Annotated in this window: 14 protein-coding genes; 12 read left to right on the top strand and 2 right to left on the bottom strand. The window is 66.5% G+C overall.

Features of this window, described 5'->3' with window-relative positions:
• The first annotated feature begins 6 nt into the window (after positions 1-6).
• From KY496_RS15920 to KY496_RS15880, 9 genes are all read left to right on the top strand, one after another.
• Positions 7-1,209 (top strand): phosphoglycerate kinase, encoded by a 1,203-nt coding sequence (locus KY496_RS15920; RefSeq protein ID WP_219861490.1) that lies wholly within the window; start codon positions 7-9, stop codon positions 1,207-1,209.
• A gap of 59 nt (positions 1,210-1,268) precedes the next feature.
• Positions 1,269-2,717, top strand: coding sequence for a pyruvate kinase (gene pyk / locus KY496_RS15915; protein WP_071361259.1), 1,449 nt, complete (start codon positions 1,269-1,271; stop codon positions 2,715-2,717).
• Positions 2,718-2,841: 124 nt separating this feature from the next.
• Entirely contained in the window at positions 2,842-3,906 is a 1,065-nt protein-coding gene (gene fba / locus KY496_RS15910; RefSeq protein WP_005664998.1) for a class II fructose-bisphosphate aldolase, read from the top strand.
• Between the two features lie 113 nt (positions 3,907-4,019).
• Positions 4,020-4,916 carry a phosphoribosylaminoimidazolesuccinocarboxamide synthase gene (locus KY496_RS15905; RefSeq protein WP_005664999.1) on the top strand — a complete coding sequence of 299 codons (897 nt, stop codon included), beginning with the start codon at positions 4,020-4,022 and terminating at the stop codon, positions 4,914-4,916.
• A 4-nt stretch (positions 4,917-4,920) separates the two neighbouring features.
• Entirely contained in the window at positions 4,921-5,418 is a 498-nt protein-coding gene (purE, locus tag KY496_RS15900) for a 5-(carboxyamino)imidazole ribonucleotide mutase (protein WP_184236645.1), read from the top strand.
• A 5-nt stretch (positions 5,419-5,423) separates the two neighbouring features.
• On the top strand, positions 5,424-6,608 hold the full coding sequence (locus KY496_RS15895) for a 5-(carboxyamino)imidazole ribonucleotide synthase (protein WP_219861488.1): 1,185 nt from the start codon (positions 5,424-5,426) through the stop codon (positions 6,606-6,608).
• Position 6,609: 1 nt separating this feature from the next.
• Positions 6,610-7,641 (top strand): L-threonylcarbamoyladenylate synthase, encoded by a 1,032-nt coding sequence (locus KY496_RS15890; RefSeq protein WP_005665005.1) that lies wholly within the window; start codon positions 6,610-6,612, stop codon positions 7,639-7,641.
• A 259-nt stretch (positions 7,642-7,900) separates the two neighbouring features.
• Positions 7,901-9,262 carry an SGNH/GDSL hydrolase family protein gene (locus tag KY496_RS15885; protein WP_219861486.1) on the top strand — a complete coding sequence of 454 codons (1,362 nt, stop codon included), beginning with the start codon at positions 7,901-7,903 and terminating at the stop codon, positions 9,260-9,262.
• 54 nt (positions 9,263-9,316) lie between these two features.
• Positions 9,317-10,000 carry an OmpW family protein gene (locus KY496_RS15880; RefSeq protein WP_219861484.1) on the top strand — a complete coding sequence of 228 codons (684 nt, stop codon included), beginning with the start codon at positions 9,317-9,319 and terminating at the stop codon, positions 9,998-10,000.
• Between the two features lie 50 nt (positions 10,001-10,050).
• Here the strand turns inward: KY496_RS15880 and KY496_RS15875 are convergent, their stop codons facing one another.
• On the bottom strand, positions 10,051-12,138 hold the full coding sequence (locus KY496_RS15875) for a bifunctional diguanylate cyclase/phosphodiesterase (RefSeq protein ID WP_229520289.1): 2,088 nt from the start codon (positions 12,136-12,138) through the stop codon (positions 10,051-10,053).
• A 295-nt stretch (positions 12,139-12,433) separates the two neighbouring features.
• Here KY496_RS15875 and KY496_RS15870 point away from each other — a divergent pair, with 295 nt between their 5' ends.
• The 3 genes from KY496_RS15870 (at position 12,434) to KY496_RS15860 (ending at position 15,683) form a co-directional block, all read left to right on the top strand.
• Positions 12,434-14,713 (top strand): carbohydrate binding family 9 domain-containing protein, encoded by a 2,280-nt coding sequence (locus KY496_RS15870; protein WP_219861481.1) that lies wholly within the window; start codon positions 12,434-12,436, stop codon positions 14,711-14,713.
• Between the two features lie 152 nt (positions 14,714-14,865).
• Entirely contained in the window at positions 14,866-15,300 is a 435-nt protein-coding gene (locus KY496_RS15865) for a nuclear transport factor 2 family protein (protein ID WP_219861479.1), read from the top strand.
• A 35-nt stretch (positions 15,301-15,335) separates the two neighbouring features.
• On the top strand, positions 15,336-15,683 hold the full coding sequence (locus KY496_RS15860; protein ID WP_005665014.1) for a hypothetical protein: 348 nt from the start codon (positions 15,336-15,338) through the stop codon (positions 15,681-15,683).
• 73 nt (positions 15,684-15,756) lie between these two features.
• Here the strand turns inward: KY496_RS15860 and KY496_RS15855 are convergent, their stop codons facing one another.
• Positions 15,757-17,715: a phosphatase PAP2 family protein gene (locus KY496_RS15855; protein WP_219861477.1), complete on the bottom strand. Its 1,959-nt coding sequence runs from the start codon at positions 17,713-17,715 to the stop codon at positions 15,757-15,759.
• Between the last annotated feature and the right edge of the window lie 22 nt (positions 17,716-17,737).

The raw sequence follows: 17,737 nt of genomic DNA, 5'->3' as shown, positions 1-17,737 counted from the left end.
GACCAAATGGACGCTCTCCGTTTCACCCGCCTGCAAGACCTGATCGATCAACAAGCGCTGCAAGGCAAGCGCGTCTTTATCCGCGCTGACCTGAACGTCCCTCAAGATGACGCTGGCAATATCACTGAAGACACGCGTATCCGCGCTTCGGTGCCGGCGATCCAGGCCGCCGTCAAGGCCGGCGCGGCGGTGATGGTGACGTCCCACCTGGGCCGTCCGACTGAAGGTGAATTCAAGCCGGAAGACAGCCTGGCGCCGGTCGCCACGCGCCTGTCCGAGCTGCTGGGCCAGAGCGTCGAACTGAAACAGGATTGGGTCGATGGCGTCGACGTCGCGCCGGGCTCGGTCGTGCTGCTAGAGAACTGCCGCGTCAACAAGGGCGAGAAGAAAAACAGCGACGAACTGGCGCAGAAAATGGCCAAGCTGTGCGACGTGTATGTGAACGATGCCTTCGGCACCGCCCACCGCGCCGAAGCGACCACCCACGGCATCGCCAAGTTCGCGCCGATCGTGGCCGCCGGCCCGTTGCTGGCCGCCGAACTGGACGCCCTGGGCAAGGCCCTGGGCCAGCCGCAGCGTCCGCTGCTGGCGATCGTCGCCGGCTCGAAGGTATCGAGCAAGCTGACCATCCTGCAAAGCCTGGCCGACAAGGTCGACAACCTGGTCGTCGGCGGCGGCATCGCCAATACCTTCATGAAGGCCGTCGGCCTGAACATCGGCAAGTCGCTGGTCGAGAACGACCTGGTCGATGAAGCCAAGGCCATCATCGAGAAAATGTCCGCGCGCGGCGCGCAGGTGCCGATTCCCGTCGACGTCGTGTGCGCGAAAGAGTTCGCACCGACCGCGGCCGCGACCGTCAAGGACGTCGCCGACGTGGCGGACGATGACATGATCCTCGACATCGGCCCGAAAACCGCCGCCATGCTGGCCGGGCAGGTCGCCAAGGCCGGCACCATCGTCTGGAACGGTCCGGTCGGCGTCTTCGAATTCGACCAGTTCGCCGAGGGCACCAGGACCCTGGCGCTGGCCATCGCCCAGTCCCAGGGCTTCTCGATCGCCGGTGGCGGCGACACCCTGGCCGCGATTGCAAAATACAAGATTGCCGACCAGATCGGCTACATTTCGACCGGCGGCGGCGCTTTCCTGGAATTCTTGGAAGGAAAAACCCTGCCAGCGGTCGACATCCTGCTGCAACGCAGCGTCCACTAGAACTAGCCTGAGACCCTAGCGCAGCCAGTCTGCGCTTTGTTTTTATACAAGGACAATCCATGTACCGTGGCACCAAGATCGTCGCAACCATCGGCCCTGCTTCGACCGACTTCGATATTCTCGTCAAAATGATCCGCGCCGGCGTCGACGTCGTGCGCCTGAACTTCTCGCACGGGAAGGCGCAGGACCATATCGATCGTGCTGCGCTGATCCGGCGCGCCGCCGAGGAGTGCGGCCGCGAAGTGGCGATCATGGCCGATATGCAGGGTCCGAAGATCCGCGTCGGTAAGTTTGAAGAAGGTAAGATCTTCTTGAACAATGGTGACCGCTTCATCCTGGATGCCAAGTGGGGCGATAACGGCGAGTTGGGCAACCAGGAGCGCGTTGGCCTGGACTACAAGGCGCTGCCGCGCGACGTCAAGCCGGGCGACAAGCTGCTGCTGAACGACGGCCTGATCGTCCTGATCGTCGACCGTGTCGTGGGCCACGAGATCTATACCACGGTCAAGGTTGGCGGTGAACTGTCGAACAACAAGGGCATCAACCGCCAGGGCGGCGGCCTGACCGCGCCGGCGCTGACCTCGAAGGACATGGAAGACATCAAGACCGCGATGACCTTCCAGGCCGACTACCTCGCCATCTCGTTCCCGAAGAGCGCGACCGATATGGAAATGGCGCGCCAGCTGGCGAACATCGCCGGCGAGCCGTACGGCCACAAGCCGATGATGATCGCCAAGATCGAGCGTGCCGAAGCGATTCCGCTGCTGCAAGAGATCCTGGACGCGTCGGACGGCATCATGGTCGCCCGCGGCGACCTGGCGGTCGAAGTCGGCAACGCCGCCGTGCCGGCGCTGCAGAAGCGCATGATCCGCATGGCGCGCGACTCGAACAAGCTGGCGATTACCGCGACCCAGATGATGGAGTCGATGATCGTCAACGCCGTGCCGACCCGCGCCGAAGTGTCGGACGTGGCCAACGCCGTGCTGGACGGCACCGACGCCGTCATGACCTCGGCCGAGACCGCATCGGGCAAGTACCCGATCGAGACCGTCGAGATGATGGCCGCGATCTGCGTCGAAGCCGAGCAGTCCGAATACAACAAGATCGACGTCGACTTCCTGAACAAGCAGTTCACCCGCATCGACCAGACCATTGCCTATGGCACGCTGTTCACCGCCCACCACCTGGCCGTGAAGGCGATCGTGGCGCTGACCGAGTCGGGCTCGACCGCGCTGTGGATGAGCCGTCACAGCATCGACACCCCGATCTTCGCCCTGACCCCGCTGCAGGCGACGCAGCGCAAGGCGTCGCTGTACCGCAACGTGCGAGCATTCAATCTGCCGCAGGAAGGCGGCAGCCACGCGGTGCTGCGCAAGGCCGAGGAACTCTTGATGAAAGAAGGGTTCGTACGCAAGGGCGACCTGATCGTCGTCACCTGGGGCTCGCCGATGGGGCAGGCCGGTGGCACCAATGCGCTCAAGATCGTGCGCGTTGGCGAGTTTGATTAAAGGGAATCAACGAGTAGCCTGAGGCGCAGTAGCGGCATTTGCCCGGCGCTGTCCAGGACGGACGGCGCCGCGCTCGGCATTCGGGATTCCCGGACAAGTTTCTTTATTGTTTTGGAGTACAACCATGGCACTCGTATCATTGCGTCAATTGCTGGACCACGCCGCCGAAAACGGTTACGGCCTGCCGGCATTCAACGTCAACAACCTGGAGCAGGTGCAGGCCATCATGGCCGCCGCCGACGCTGCCAACAGCCCGGTCATCATGCAAGCCTCGGCCGGCGCACGCAAGTACGCGGGCGAAGCCTTCCTGCGTCACCTGATCGACGCCGCCGTCGAGGCCTACCCGCACATCCCGGTCGTCATGCACCAGGACCACGGGCAGTCGCCGGCCGTCTGCATGGCCGCGATCCGTTCGGGCTTCTCGTCGGTGATGATGGACGGTTCGCTCGAGGCCGACGGCAAGAGCGTCGCCAGCTATGAGTACAACGTCGAAGTGTCGAAAGAAGTGGTCAAGTTCGCGCACTCGATCGGCGTGACCGTCGAAGCCGAGCTGGGCGTGCTGGGCTCGCTGGAAACCATGAAGGGCGACAAGGAAGACGGCCACGGCGCGGACGGCACCATGACCCGCGAACAGCTGCTGACCGACGTCGACCAGGCGGCCGACTTCGTCAAGCGCACCCAGTGCGACGCTTTGGCCATCGCAATCGGCACTTCGCACGGCGCCTACAAGTTCACCCGCAAGCCGACCGGCGACATCCTGGCGATCGACCGCATCAAGGAAATCCACGCCCGCATCCCGAACACGCACCTGGTGATGCACGGCTCGTCGTCGGTGCCGCAGGAACTGCTGGCCATCATCCGCGAATTCGGCGGCGACATGAAGGAAACCTACGGCGTGCCGGTCGAAGAGATTCAAGAGGGCATCAAGCACGGCGTCCGCAAGATCAATATCGACACCGACATCCGCCTGGCGATGACGGCCGCGATCCGCAAATACATGTTCCAGAATCCGTCGAAGTTCGACCCGCGCGACTACCTGAAGCCGGCGCGCGAAGCGGCGATGGAAGTGTGCAAGGCGCGCTTCCTGGCGTTTGGCTGCGAAGGCCAGGCAAGCAAGATCAAGCCGATCCCGCTGGAGAAGATGGCCGAGCGTTACAAGGCCGGCGAACTGGCCCAGATCGTCCAATAAGTCGGAAAGCCGGCTTTTTTGACGTAAAATATCGCATTGCACAGGCCTATACGGCCTGACTTTCTCAACCGGCGGCCTTTGTCGCCGGTTTCCGCTTTCCTGATAGCCCATCTATGAACAGCCTCTACCAATCCTCCATCCAGTCCCTGCCACTGCTCGGTCACGGCAAGGTGCGCGATAACTACGCCGTCGGCGACGACAAGATCCTGATCGTCACCACCGACCGTCTGTCGGCCTTCGACGTGGTCATGAACGAGCCGATCCCGGGCAAGGGCATGGTGCTGAACCAGATGAGCGATTTCTGGTTCGAGAAGCTCGGCCACATCGTGCCGAACCACCTGACCGGCGTGGCGCCGGAGAGCGTGGTCGCCGAGAACGAGGTGGAGCAAGTGCGCGGCCGCGCCGTCGTGGCCAAGCGCCTCAAGCCGATCATGGTCGAAGCCGTCGTGCGCGGGTACATCATCGGCTCGGGCTGGAAGGACTATCAGCAAAGCGGCGCGATCTGCGGCATCCAGCTGCCGGCCGGCCTGCGCCAGGCCGACAAGCTGCCGGAACCGCTGTTCACCCCGGCCGCCAAGGCCGAACTCGGCGAGCACGACGAGAACATCTCGTTCGCCGAGATGGAACAGCGCATCGGCGCCGAGCTGGCCGCGAAGATGCGCGAAGTCAGCATCAAGCTGTACACCGCCGCCGCCGAATACGCCGCTACCCGCGGCATCATCATCGCCGACACCAAGTTCGAATTCGGCCTCGATGAAAACGGCGTGATGCACCTGATGGACGAAGTCCTGACCGCCGACTCGTCGCGCTTCTGGCCGGCCGACTCGTACGCGCCGGGCATGTCGCCGCCGTCGTTCGACAAGCAGTTCGTGCGCGACTACCTGGAAACCCTGACCGACTGGGGCAAGACCGCACCGGCGCCCGCGCTGCCGGCGGACGTCATCGAAAAAACCCAGGCCAAGTATTTCGAAGCCATCGAACGCCTGACCGGCGAGAAGCTGAAGGCGTAACAGGATGACCGAACAAGCAAAACCTCTGGTGGGTGTGATCATGGGCTCGTCCTCGGACTGGGACGTGATGCAGCATGCCGTGGCCATCCTGAAGCAGTTCGGCGTGCCGTTCGAAGCCCAGGTGATCTCGGCCCACCGCATGCCGGACGAGATGTTCACCTACGCCGAACAGGCGCGCGCGCGCGGCCTGCGCGCCATCATCGCAGGCGCCGGCGGCGCGGCCCACCTGCCGGGCATGGTGGCCGCCAAGACCATCGTGCCGGTGCTGGGCGTGCCGGTGCCGTCGAAATACCTGCGCGGCGAGGATTCGCTGCTGTCGATCGTGCAGATGCCGAAGGGCGTGCCGGTGTCGACCTTCGCCATCGGCGAAGCCGGCGCCGCCAATGCGGCCTTGACCGCGGTGGCGATCATCGCCGCGGGCGACGACGCATTGGCCGACAAGCTCGAGCAGTTCCGCCGCGACCAGACCGCCGCCGCCCAGGCCATGACTCTTCCTGTGTAAGTGCGATGAATAATCCGTTTCTTCCCTCCGCCGATCCGTCGACCTGGCTCGGCGTGATGGGCGGCGGCCAGCTCGGCCGCATGTTCGCCCACGCCGCCCAGGAGATGGGCTACAAGGTCGCCGTGCTCGAGCCGAGCGCCGATTGCCCGGCCGGCCAGGTGGCCGATCGCACCATCGAAGGCGGCTACACCAATGGCGGCGCGCTGAGCGAGCTGGCGGCCTTGTGCTCGGCCGTCACCACCGAATTCGAGAACGTCCCGGCCGACAGCCTGGCGCTGCTGGCCGCCGATAGTTTCGTCGCACCCGCAAGCTCCTGCGTCCAGATCGCGCAAGACCGCATCCTCGAAAAGAAGTTCTTCGTCGACTGCGCGCCGGCCTCGAAGGTGATGCCGGCCCCGCACAAGACCATTGCCTCGCATGCCGACATCGACGACGTCAAGGACGACCTGCTGCCGGGCATTCTCAAGACCGTGCGCATGGGCTACGACGGCAAGGGCCAGGTCCGCGTGCGCTCGCGCGAGGACGTGCGCGCCGCTTTCGACAGCATGGGTGGCGTGACCTGCCTGCTCGAAAAAATGCTGCCGCTGGCCTACGAGGTGTCGGTGCTGACCGCGCGCGGCCACGACGGCGAGTCCGTCGTGTACCCGATCGCCGAGAACGTGCACCGCGACGGCATCCTGTTCACCACCACCGTGCCGGGGCCGAACGTGTCCGCGGCCTGCGCGCAGCAGGCCCAGGACGCGGCGCGCGCCATCGTCGCCCAGCTGGGTTACGTGGGCGTGCTGTGCATCGAGTTCTTCGTGCTGGAGGACGGCGCCCTGGTCGTCAACGAGATGGCGCCGCGTCCGCACAACAGCGGCCACTACACGATGGATGCCTGCATCACCAGCCAGTTCGCGCAGCAGGTGCGTGCGATGGCGCGCCTGCCGCTGGGCGACGTGCGCCAGCATTCGTCCGCCGTCATGCTCAACATCCTGGGCGATGCATGGTTCGAAGGCGAGAGCGACGATGCGCGCGAACCGGCCTGGGACCGGGTGCTGGCGCTGCCTGGCGCCAACCTGCACCTGTACGGCAAGAACGACCCGCGCCGCGGCCGCAAGATGGGCCATGTGACCTTCGTGGCGCCGACGCTCGCCGCGGCGCAGGGCAATCTGCGCGCCGCCTGCGCCATCCTGGGAATCGAGCCGTAAGATGGACACGCAGCAGTTCGACCCGGCGGCGATCGACGCCGCCGCCCGCGCGCTGGAGGCCGGCCAGCTGGTCGCCTTCCCGACCGAGACCGTGTACGGCCTGGGCGCCGACGCCGAGAACCCGGCGGCGGTCGCCGCCATCTACGCCGCCAAGGGCCGCCCGCAAGACCACCCGGTGATCGTGCATCTCGCTCCCGAAGCGCCGCTCGACTACTGGGCCTGCGACATCCCGCCGCAGGCGCATGCGCTGGCCGACGCCTTCTGGCCCGGTCCGCTGACCATGATCCTCAAGCGCGCCCCGAACATCCCGGACGCCGTCAGCGGCGGCCAGGACACGGTCGGCCTGCGCTGTCCGGCGCACCCGGTGGCGCTGGCGCTGCTGCGCGCCTTCAAGGGAGGAAAGGGCGGCGTCGCGGCGCCGTCGGCGAATAAATTCGGTCATGTGAGCCCGACCCTGGCCGAGCATGTGCGCGATGAATTCGGGGCGGACGGCAGCGTGGCGATGGTGCTCGACGGCGGCCCCTCGCAGGTCGGCATCGAATCGACCATCGTCGATTTGTCGCGCCTGGAGTCGCACGGCCCCGTGCTGCTGCGTCCCGGCCAGATCTCTGCCGAGGCGATCGCCGCCGTGATCGACCAGTTGCCGGCCGCGCCGGACGCTGCCGCGCCGCGCGCCTCGGGCACGCTTGAATCGCATTACGCGCCGCACACGCCGGTGGCGATGCAGGAGCACGCGACCCTGCTCGATAGCCTGGCCGCGCTGCATGGCGCCGGCCGCAAGGTGGCTTTGATCCACATGAGCGACATGCCGGCGACCCACGCCGCACTGCGCCTGCCGGCGGCGCCCGACGGCTTCGCCTACGCGCTGTACGCCGCGCTGCGCGCGATGGACGGGCAGGGCGCCGACGTGATCCTGGTCGAAGCGCCGCCGCAGGGTGGCGACTGGCTGGGTGTGAACGACCGCCTGCGCCGCGCGGCGCACGGTTCGACGGGCATTGTGCACGGCCTGCTCAACGCGCAGGCGAAAGTTTAATTTATATCAATGAAGCAAATGACGGGGCGCAAACGCCCCGCATTTCGTTCTCGTCCGTTACAAATTCGTCTCTTTCTGCATAGAAAACGCTGGTTATAATCCGATCCCGCAAGCGACCCCATCTCTTTTAATAGGTGTGGTAGCCAAATGCCTACGCGCAATGGAATTTGCTATACAAGCGGTTTGATCGCTGGCATAGTGTTCATGATGCGAATAGCACGGGCGTTCGTTTCACGATAATTTCTATCCAGGAGACACAATGCGTCATACCAAATTCGCGCTGGCCGTTCTGACGGCCGCGCTCCTGACCGCATGCGGCGGCGGCACCAGCCCTGCCGGCGGCGACCAGACCACCAAGCTCACTTTCACCAATATGGTGTCGTTCGGCGACAGCCTGTCGGACGTGGGCACCTACCGTGTCGGCGCCGTGGCGGCGGCCGGCGGCGGCAAGTTCACCATCAATGGCGACAGCAGCGCCAAGAATGTCGACCTGAACGGCAAGATCTGGCTCGACTTCATGGCCGCCCAGCTCAAGCTGCCGGCCCCGTGCGCCGCCCAGACCGGCCTGCAGGGCGACGCCTCGCTCGGCTTCAACGTGCCGATCGTGAACCACCCGAATTGCTTCAACTACGCGCAGGGCGGTTCGCGCGTGATCAATCCGATCGGTCCGGGCAATGCCGCGACCGGCTCGCCGATCGGCGAAATGACCACCCCGATGGTCACCCAGATCGCGAACCACCTGTCCAAGACCGGCAACAAGTTCAGCGGCACCGAACTGGTGACCGTGCTGTCGGGCGGCAATGACGTGCTGATGCAGCTGGCCGCCGTGACCAATGCCGGCACCGCCGCCGGCGCGCAAGCCTTCGCCACCGCCCTGGCCACCCGCCTCGCGGCCGGCGCGACCAGCCCGCAAGCCGCGGCGCAAGCCATCGGCGCGGCGATCGCCACCGAGAACGCACGTCCAGGCAAGACCGACCAGACCGTGGTGCAGGCAGCCGTCCGCGCCGCCGCAATGCAGCCGGGTAACCAGGCCGTCGCCCAGCCGGCCGTCTATGGTCCGATCGTGGCCGCCGCCCAGGCCGACGGCACCGCCGCCGGCAACACCGCGGCCGGCGCCTACGCGACCGCCAACGCGACCGCCATGGTCACCGCGCTCGGCACCGCCGGCGCGCAGATGGCGGGCCTGGTCAAGAACGAACTGCTGGCCAAGGGCGCCAAGTACGTCATCGTCGCCAACCTGCCGGACGTAGCCAGCACCCCGACCGCCAAGTCGCGTCCTGTGGCGATCCAGCAACTGGTGACCGCCATGGTCAACGCCTTCAACACCCAGCTGAAAGCCGGCCTGGGCGCCGACGATGCGCGCGTGCTGTACACCGACCTGTACACCGTCAGCAACGACCAGGTGAAGAACCCCGGTCCATACGGCCTGACCAACACCAGCGCCCCGGCCTGCGCCGAAAACGCGCTGGGCACGACCTCGCTGATCTGCACCGCGAACAACACGGTCGCCGGTGATGTGAGCCGCTACATGTTCGCCGACGGGATCCACCCGACCCCGTTCGAGAACGACCTCATCGCCCGCTATGTCTTCAAGGACATGGCCATCAAGGGCTGGCTGTAAGCAGCGGCGGGCCCGTCCAGGTGACGGGTCCTCACACACATATCAGGAGATAGCATGAAAGTTCGTTTCAACAGCATGATCAAGGTGCTGGGTGTGGCTGCCGGGCTGGCATTCGCGTCCGGCGCATACGCGCAATCGGCCGGCCAGATCACGGCCAAGGTCGGTTTCAACCGCTTGATGCCGAAGGTCGAGAGCGGCGACATCAGCGCGCCGGCGCTGCCGGGCACCAAGGCCGACGTCGGCAACGACATGCAGCCGGTGCTGATCCTCACCTACAGCCTGACCGACAATATCTCGGTCGAAGGCGCGCTCGGCACGCCGTACAAGCACAGCATCTACGGCGCCGGCGCAATCGCCGGCACCGGCAAGCTGGGCGAGGTCGAGGCGCTGCCGCCGACCGCTTTCGTGCAATACCGCTTCGGCGCGCCGACCTCGACCTTCCGTCCCTTCATCGGCGTCGGCCCGACCTACGCCTATTTCATGAAGGAGCGCGGCTCGGCCAAGATGACCGCGATCACCAATCCAGGCAGCGACGTGCCGACCACCTTCAAGATCGACAACAAGCTGACCTATAGCGCGCAAGTCGGCGTGGCGATGAACTTCGACGAGCGCTGGTTCGCCGACGCCACGGTCATCAAGACCCGCCTGCGCACCGACGTGCACTTCTCGACCGGCCAGACCCAGTTCATGAAGCTGGATCCGGTGGCGATCGTGCTGGCGGTGGGCTACAAATTCTGAACGCGGCGTTTGCCACGTGACCAAGGCCCGCCGCGTGCGGGCTTTTTCAATTAATGGACGCCGCGCGCGTACTGCGTGAAATGCTCGGCGCTGAGCGCGCTCTGGTAAAGAAACCCCTGGTAGAGATGGCAGCCGGCATCCGACAGGAACTGGCGCTGCCCCGGCGTCTCCACCCCTTCGGCAATCACCTGCAATCCCAGGCTGTCGCCCAGCGCGATGATGGAGCGCACGATCGAGGCGTCGTTCTGGTCGGTCAGCACGTCGCGCATGAAGGAGTGGTCGATCTTGAGCTGGTCGAGCGGCAGCTTGCGCAGGGTGGCCAGCGATGAATATCCGGTGCCGAAGTCGTCCAGCGAAAAGCTCAGGCCGCGCCGCTTGAGCGTGGCCATGGTGTGCGCGGTCTGGGTGAAGTCGGTGATGACCAGGCTTTCGGTCAACTCCAGTTTCAGGCTCGAGGGCTGCACCCCGCTGTGCTCGAAGATCCCCTGCAGCATGGGCACGAAATCCGGCTGGTTGAACTGGCGCGCGCTGACGTTGACCGACAAGGTCAGGCCGGCCGTCTCGGGCACGCGCTGCCAGCGCGCCAGCTCGGCGCAGGCGGTGCGCAGCACCCATTTGCCGATCTCGACGATGATCCCGCTTTCCTCGGCGGCGCGGATGAACTCGCCCGGATAGAGCACCCGGCCATTGGGCAGGCGCCAGCGCAGCAGCGCCTCGGCCCCGAGCACCCGGCCTGAGCGGTCGAGCTGGGGCTGGTAGTGCAGCACGAACTCGTCGTGCTGCAGCGCGCGCCGCAGGCTGCCTTCGAGCTCGGCGCGCGCCGACCAAGCGGCCTGCGCCGCCGGATCGTGGAAGCGGAAGGTGTTGCGGCCCGCGGCCTTGGCCTGGTACATCGCGGCGTCGGCCTGGCGCAGGGTCGACTCCACCGTGTCATGGACGCCGCACAGCGTGACCACGCCGATGCTGACCGACACCGAGTAACTCAGCTCGCCCAGCTGGAACGGCGCGGCCAGGGCCGCCACGACCTTGACGGCGACGATTTCGGCCTGGTTCGCGGCCAGTTCGCGCGCGTCTTCCACCGGCTGGATCAGCACCACGAACTCGTCGCCGCCCAGGCGCGCCACCATGTCGGCCTCGCGCACGCAGTGCTCGAGACGGCGCGCCACCGCCTGCAGCAGCTGGTCGCCGGCCGCGTGGCCCTGGCTGTCGTTGAGGAATTTGAAGTTGTCGAGGTCGCAGAACATCAGCGCTCCCCACTTGCGCGTGCGGGTGCTGGTGAGCAGGGCGCGGCGCAGGTGGTCGAGCAGGTTGGCGCGGTTGGGCAGGTCGGTCAGGTGGTCGAAGAAGGCCAGGTGGAAGATCCTGGCTTCGTTGCTCTTGCGCTCGCTGATGTCGGTGCCGATCACCAGGATCTTCTGGCAGGCGTCCAGGGCCTGGTCCGGGCCCAGCAAGGTCCAGCTGGTATCGGTGTCGATCGTCGAGCCGTCGCTCCGGATATGGGCCAGCTCGCCCGCCCACTCGCCTGACTCGAGCGTCTGCCTGAAGGCGGCCTCGTAGAGCGCGGGCTTGTCGCACAACAGGTCGCAGAAGCGCTTGCCCAGCGCTTCCCGGGCGCTCCAGCCATACAGGCGCTCGGCGCCATGGTTCCAGTAGGTGATCACGGAATGCATGTCCATCGCGATGATGGCGTCGCGCGCCCGTTGCAGGAACGAGGCCTGCTCCTGCATCTTGAGGTCGGCCTTCTTCAGGCGCGTGAAGTCGGAGAGAAACCCTTCCAGCATGCCGGGCGGGCCGCCTGTCAGGTTGAGCGAGCCCTGTTCGCAGATCCAGCGCACGTCGCCGCTCGCGGTGCGGATCCGGTAGGTCACCTGGTAGGCGCGGCCCTGGGCCAGCGCGAGGGCAATCGCACCATCGACCAGGACGCGGTCTTCGGGAAGGATGATGGAGCCGAACGGCAGGCCGGGCCGCGCGGTGAAGGCGGCCGGCGAGTAGCCGGTCAGCTTTTCGACGCCTTCGCTGATGAATTCGATGGTCCAGTCAGGGTCGTTATGACAGCGATACACCGCGCCCGGCAAGTTACTCAGCAGCAGGTCGAGCGACAGGGCGCCCGCCTGCTCGGGCAGGGAAGGATCAAGCATGGGCTGCGTCGTACTCATCTGCGCACTCATCTGTTCTCACGCTCAAGAAGTAGAGACCGAAACGATCGTCATGCATCGCGCATTTGATGGTAGCGTAAATATCCACGCGCACAGAGTGGACGCGAGGCCGATAGCGCTAAAGATTGTCAAATGAGAACGCCATACCACGGAATGTGACATGGCTAATAATCACTTTCACACTCGCAACCCAAGGTGCATGGACTGTCGGTTGCATTTTCTTTTTAACAACCCGCATGCTAGACTGCCCGGCCCCCATCCCGAGCGATTCCCTTACGTGATCCTGCGCCGATTTCTTGTCCTGCTCCCCGTCCTCCTTGCTGCCGGCATCGCGCATGCTTCCGCCGACCACGACGGCTTGCGCGCGCTGCGTATCGCCGCGCCCGAGGCGCCGGCCATCGACGGCGTGCTCGACGAGGCGGCCTGGCAGCGCGCGCCGCGATACGACGATTTCCACAAACATGTGCCGCGCGACGGGCAGCCTGTTCCGGCGGGCTTGCGCACCACGGTGCAGCTGCTGGTCGACGATGGCGCGCTGGTATTCGGCATCCGCGCCTGGGATCCGGCGCCCGAGCTGCGCCGCGGCCAGCTGGCGCGGCGCGACAAGGTCGCCCCCGACCAGGACTTCATCGGCATCTGGATCGACCCGGCCGGGCATGGCCGCTCGGCCCAGTTCGTGCGCATCAATACCCTGGGCGTGGTCAGCGACGGCATGCACCGCGCCGACGACGACGAATCCGACCTTGGGCCGGATTTCCCGGTCGAGACTGCCGTCAGGATCCTGCCCGACGGCTACAGTATGGAAGTGCGCTGGCCGCTGTCGAACCTGCGTTTCCCGTATGCGGATGGACGCAACTGGCGCATGATGGTCGAGCGCAGCGTCCCGCACGCCGACGGCGCGTTGCTGGTGAGCGCGCCGTTCCGGATCGACGCACTGAGCCACCTGAGCTTCCTGCAGGAGATCGCGGGTATGGACGCCACCGTCGAAACGGTACGCGACCGCGGCTTCGTCGAGCTGCGGCCCGAGCTGACCGTGCGCAGCGAACGCGCGGCGACACCGGGCCAGCGCTTGCGCGGCCAGCAGGCCGAGCTGGGCCTGGAGATCAATGCCCGGCCGCGCGCCGACTGGGTGTTCAACGCCACCATCAATCCCGATTTTTCCCAGGTCGAGATCGACGAGCCGTTGTCGCAGGGCGCCAGCAACGTGGCGCTCAGCCTGCCCGAGAAGCGCGGCTTCTTCCTGGAGAGCGCCGACGTGCTGGGCCTGCCACTGCCGGCCTTTTATTCACGCACCGTGAACGATCCCGAATATGGCCTGCGCGCGACCTGGCGCGGCGCGCACATGGACGCCACCGCGATGAGCCTGCGCGACGAGCCGGGCGGCCTGGTGCTGCGCGGGCGTCCTTATGAAACGCTGGAATACGCACAGACCCGGCGCACGATGGCCAGCCTGGCGCGTGCGCGCTGGCACCAGGAAGGCCTGCTGCTGGGCGCCTTCGTCTCGCAGCGCGACTACCACCGCTTCGGCAGCAACGAGGTGCTGGGCGTCGACGCGCAATGGCGCGGCGAGACCGACGGCGGCGTGCAGCACCAGCTGTCCGGGGTGGCGATGGCCTCGCGCACCACGGCCGGCTTCACGGAAGATGACTTGCCGGCGCAGGTGGACCAGCGCTCCGGCGGCTACCTGTGGGGCAAGTACCTGCACAAGACGGCGCGCTGGTGGCACGAGGCCGAGGTGGAAGCGATCGCGCCCGGCTTCGTGAACGACAACGGCTTCGTGCCGCAGGCCGGCATCGCCCGCATCACGGGATCGATGAACCGGATCCTGGGCCCGCAGTCCCTCGGCTCGCTCGAGCTGTACGAGTTCGAGACCTATCTGATCGTGCACGAGATGCGCACCCTGGCCGACTCCACGACCGGCCAGCGCGGCGGCGAGACCGTCGAGAGGAAGCTCCGTCCCGGCGTGTGGATGGCGGCGCCGCTGCAGACCGGCCTGTGGGTCGAACTGGGCTTCGACCGCCAGCGCGCCGGGCCGGGCGGGCGCCTGCACGACACCCGGGTCGTCAACTTCGGCGTCGAGACCACGCCGGCCCCATGGATCTCGAAGATCGCGCTGGAGGCCGCGCTGGGGCGCCAGCTCGACGTCGACGCCGATCGCGTGGGGCCGGGCGGCAACGTGATCCTGGACGTGGGACTGCGTTTCCCCTTGCGCCGCGGCTGGTCGCTGGAGCTGGACCATCACGTGAACCGGGCCTGGGTGCAGGGCACGCTGGGCCAGCCGGCTTTCTCGGACACCGCCTGGCGCTGGCTGGCGATGCTGCATTTCAGCGCGCGCGATTCGCTGCGCCTGCTGGCCCAGAACACCTGGGCCGCGCGGCGCGACGATGGCGTGACCCAGCTCGAGGCGTGGAACGACCGCCAGGTCCATCGTTCGCTGCTGTATCGCTACCAGTGGCGGGTCGGCAGGACGGTATCGCTCGGGGTCGTCGACGACAAGTTGCCGCTGGTGGATGAGCGCAGCAGGTCGCTCACCTTCAAGCTGCAGTGGGAAGTCTGAGCATCGACCGTTCATCGGGCTACGCAGCCATTCGACCCCGCGCCTCGTCGTTCCATCGGAACCGCCAGGCGCTTCGCAGTTCCGGCTGGCATAGTGCACTCATCCAGGGAGCGGGGGTGAACATGAACAAGGGATGGATTACGGCATGCCTGATGGCGGCAAGCGCCATGGCGGTGGGCGCCGACGAGAGCCCGGACCGGGCGCGCCTGGCGGCCGAGATCACGGCCGCCGACGCGCGCCTGTTCGGCGGCCTGAACGTGCGTGATATCGGGCCGATGAAGGAAGGCTTCAGCCGGCGCCTCGAGTTCTATCACGATCGCAGCGGCGTGACCGGGTACGACGAGAATATCGCCGTCTTCGAAAGGAACTTCGCGGCGCCGAACCGGATCCGGCGCGAAGCCTTGCTCGACACCTTCGAGATCTTCCCGTCCGGGCCGGAGCATGCCATGCATATCGGCAAGCACCGCTTCTGCAACAAGCCCTCGCCCAGCGAGCCCGAAAGCTGCAGCGTCTACCGTTTCTCGATGGTCTGGGCGCGCGAAGAGGGCGCGTGGAAGCTGCTGCGCGTGCTCAGCTACGATCACTGACGCCGCGCCGTGCGCGCCGGTGATATGCTGGCGCCATGACTACCGAATCCGATATCGAACTGTCCGGCGCCTTCCAGGCCAAGGATGGGCAAGGCCGTACCCTCGACGTGAAGAACATCACCATCTTCGACGAGGGCTACGGGATCATTGACGTGTACGTGAAGTTCGCGGCCAAGCTCGAACCGGGCGCCTACAAGGACACGGTCCTGGTGCGCCAGATCATCGACCGCCTGCGCGCAGTCGGCTACAAGGGGCCGGACTTCGGCCACAGCGATCCGGGCCTGCAGGAAAGCCGCCTGATCGTGCTCGAAGCGCCCGAGGAATTCGCGGCCTTCGCCAAGAGCCGCGGCTGGAAGAACCTGGCCGAAGACTTCGACGAATAAGCCAGACTGAAAAGGGCCGGGATCGCTCCCGGCCCTTTCTACATCGGCGTCACGATCTCACGCGCCCACGCCATCATGCGCCCAGGCGCAGTTCCAACCCGGTGTCGGTATAGGTCGGCGTCACCGTGTAGCCCTCGACGGTGATGGTCTCGAACTTGCCCTTCAGGCTGCCCGCGGTGATGACCTTCAGCGTCGCGCCGGCCGCCGGCTTGTAGCCGTTCTGGAACACGATGCGCAGCGTGCCGCCGCCGATCGTCACCGCGCCGCTGACGCTCAGGTGGCCGTGGGTCACCGCGCCGACGCGCATTTCGAGCGCGGCGCCCGCGAGCTGGGTGTACCCCTTCGCCAGCGCCAGCGTGCCCGCCGTATTGTTGACCACCGTGGCGCCGCCGGCGACATACACCTCGCCGGTGCCGAAGGCGGTCATCGACAGCGCTTCGAGCGTGCCGCCCTCGACCTGGGCGCCGCCGCTCCAGCTGTTCCTGCCGCCCAGCTTCAGCACGCCGCTGCCTTGCTTGACCAGTTTGCCGCTACCCGAGATGTCGTTGCGCCAGCGGTCGACGGCATGGAAGCCGCCCTTGCTTGCGTCCATGTTCACCACCACGTTGCCGGTGAAGACGGCATAACCCTCGGCTGCGGCAAACAGATTGAGGCGGCCCCAGCCTTCAGGATCGTCCAGCACCGGGTGGCCGGAAGGGATCGCCGTCGTCTTGAGCACCACCCGGCGCTGCGCTTCGCTCAGGTAGGGCAGGCGGGTTTCCAGCATCACCTCGGCGCCTTTCGGCACCACCGCCGGCGCGGTGGCCGAGCCGATCTGCGGCAGGCCATAGGTCATGCGGCGCAGGTAATTGGCCTTGCTGGTCGCGTAGTCGGCGAAGCGGTCATTGGCAGGCAGGCCCGAGGCGGCGTAGTTCGCGAAGGTGGCCGGCGTCGTGCTGGTCAGCTTCATCAGCGTCGTCTGCGCCTGGGCGCGGGCGGCGGCGCGGGTGGTGGCGCCGGCGGCGATCAGGTTGGCCGCGGCGACGGCCTGCGCCTGCACGCGGCCGCTGATCACGTCCAGCGGCGAGTGCATGCCGGCCAGGATGCGGCTTTCGCCGAGCTCCAGGCCGCGGCCGACCAGTTCCTGGAAGCGTTCCGGCACCACATAGGCCATGGCGACGGCGTTGCGGGTCGCTTCCGCCGAATGGCCGCTGGTGAAGCCGCCGTCGGTGCCCGGCGTGGAGCTCTTGGCCGGCTCCAGCTGCGGCACCACCTGCACCGCGCTGCTCCAGCGGTATGGCCGCGCGTACTTGTAGAAGCGCTTGGCCGGCTCGGTCGAGCCGTTTGCGCCCATCGCGTTGACCAGGTCGATCACCTTGCCGAACTCGGGATTGGCGTCGCCGCCGACGCCGTTGTTGTTGCCGCCGTCCTCGTATTTGACGCTGACGGCGTCCTGCGGCATGTCGTTGATGGTGGTGGTCTGGCGCGCGGCGCTGCGCCAGGCGTCGGTGAGTGGGCCCATGCCGCTGGCGGTGCTGTAGCCCTTGCCGCGCCGGTCGTCGAGGTAGGCCAGCAAGGCCTGTTCGGGCGTGCGGCTCGCAGTGGCCCTGACCACGTAGTCGATGTTCGCGTTGTGGACTTGTGCGTTGACGACCGTGCCGCCGGGCGTGCCGTCGTTCGGCAAGCCGGTCCAGCTCGAGGCGACGACGGCGGGGAAGCCTTCCACGGCCGGGGCTGCCTGGCCGGCGTCGACGATCTCGGTGAGCGGCTTCCAGACGTCGAGCATGCCGCCAAGCACGCGCACGCCGGCATTCGTGGCCAGGGTGGCGTAGCGGGCGTCGCCGCGCTGGTTGGTGGCGACGGTGTCCACGAAGGCCGTGACGGCAGGGACCGGCGCGGTATCGGCCGCGCCCTGGTCGGCCGGCGCCGGCGGAAGCACGACGACGACGTCGGCATCGTCATGGTGATCGGAACCGCCGCAGGCGCTCAGGGCGAGGATGGCGCCGATGGCGATGGCGAGCGGAAGGCGGCGCAGTGGACTGGCGTAATGCATGGGCTAACCCTTCAATGGATTG

It is taken from the genome of Massilia sp. NP310 (assembly GCF_019443485.1).
Taxonomy (GTDB): domain Bacteria; phylum Pseudomonadota; class Gammaproteobacteria; order Burkholderiales; family Burkholderiaceae_D; genus Telluria; species Telluria timonae.
This window is presented reverse-complemented; position numbering and strand designations above follow the sequence as displayed.

What these genes read in the sequence shown, in the direction of transcription:
- KY496_RS15920 (WP_219861490.1), top strand. Translation starts at nt 7, where the DNA reads ATGGACGCTCTCCGTTTCACCCGCCTGCAAGACCTGATCGATCAACAA.
- pyk (WP_071361259.1), top strand. Translation starts at nt 1,269, where the DNA reads ATGTACCGTGGCACCAAGATCGTCGCAACCATCGGCCCTGCTTCGACC.
- fba (WP_005664998.1), top strand. Translation starts at nt 2,842, where the DNA reads ATGGCACTCGTATCATTGCGTCAATTGCTGGACCACGCCGCCGAAAAC.
- KY496_RS15905 (WP_005664999.1), top strand. Translation starts at nt 4,020, where the DNA reads ATGAACAGCCTCTACCAATCCTCCATCCAGTCCCTGCCACTGCTCGGT.
- purE (WP_184236645.1), top strand. Translation starts at nt 4,921, where the DNA reads ATGACCGAACAAGCAAAACCTCTGGTGGGTGTGATCATGGGCTCGTCC.
- KY496_RS15895 (WP_219861488.1), top strand. Translation starts at nt 5,424, where the DNA reads ATGAATAATCCGTTTCTTCCCTCCGCCGATCCGTCGACCTGGCTCGGC.
- KY496_RS15890 (WP_005665005.1), top strand. Translation starts at nt 6,610, where the DNA reads ATGGACACGCAGCAGTTCGACCCGGCGGCGATCGACGCCGCCGCCCGC.
- KY496_RS15885 (WP_219861486.1), top strand. Translation starts at nt 7,901, where the DNA reads ATGCGTCATACCAAATTCGCGCTGGCCGTTCTGACGGCCGCGCTCCTG.
- KY496_RS15880 (WP_219861484.1), top strand. Translation starts at nt 9,317, where the DNA reads ATGAAAGTTCGTTTCAACAGCATGATCAAGGTGCTGGGTGTGGCTGCC.
- KY496_RS15875 (WP_229520289.1), bottom strand. Translation starts at nt 12,138, where the DNA reads ATGCTTGATCCTTCCCTGCCCGAGCAGGCGGGCGCCCTGTCGCTCGAC.
- KY496_RS15865 (WP_219861479.1), top strand. Translation starts at nt 14,866, where the DNA reads ATGGCGGCAAGCGCCATGGCGGTGGGCGCCGACGAGAGCCCGGACCGG.
- KY496_RS15860 (WP_005665014.1), top strand. Translation starts at nt 15,336, where the DNA reads ATGACTACCGAATCCGATATCGAACTGTCCGGCGCCTTCCAGGCCAAG.
- KY496_RS15855 (WP_219861477.1), bottom strand. Translation starts at nt 17,715, where the DNA reads ATGCATTACGCCAGTCCACTGCGCCGCCTTCCGCTCGCCATCGCCATC.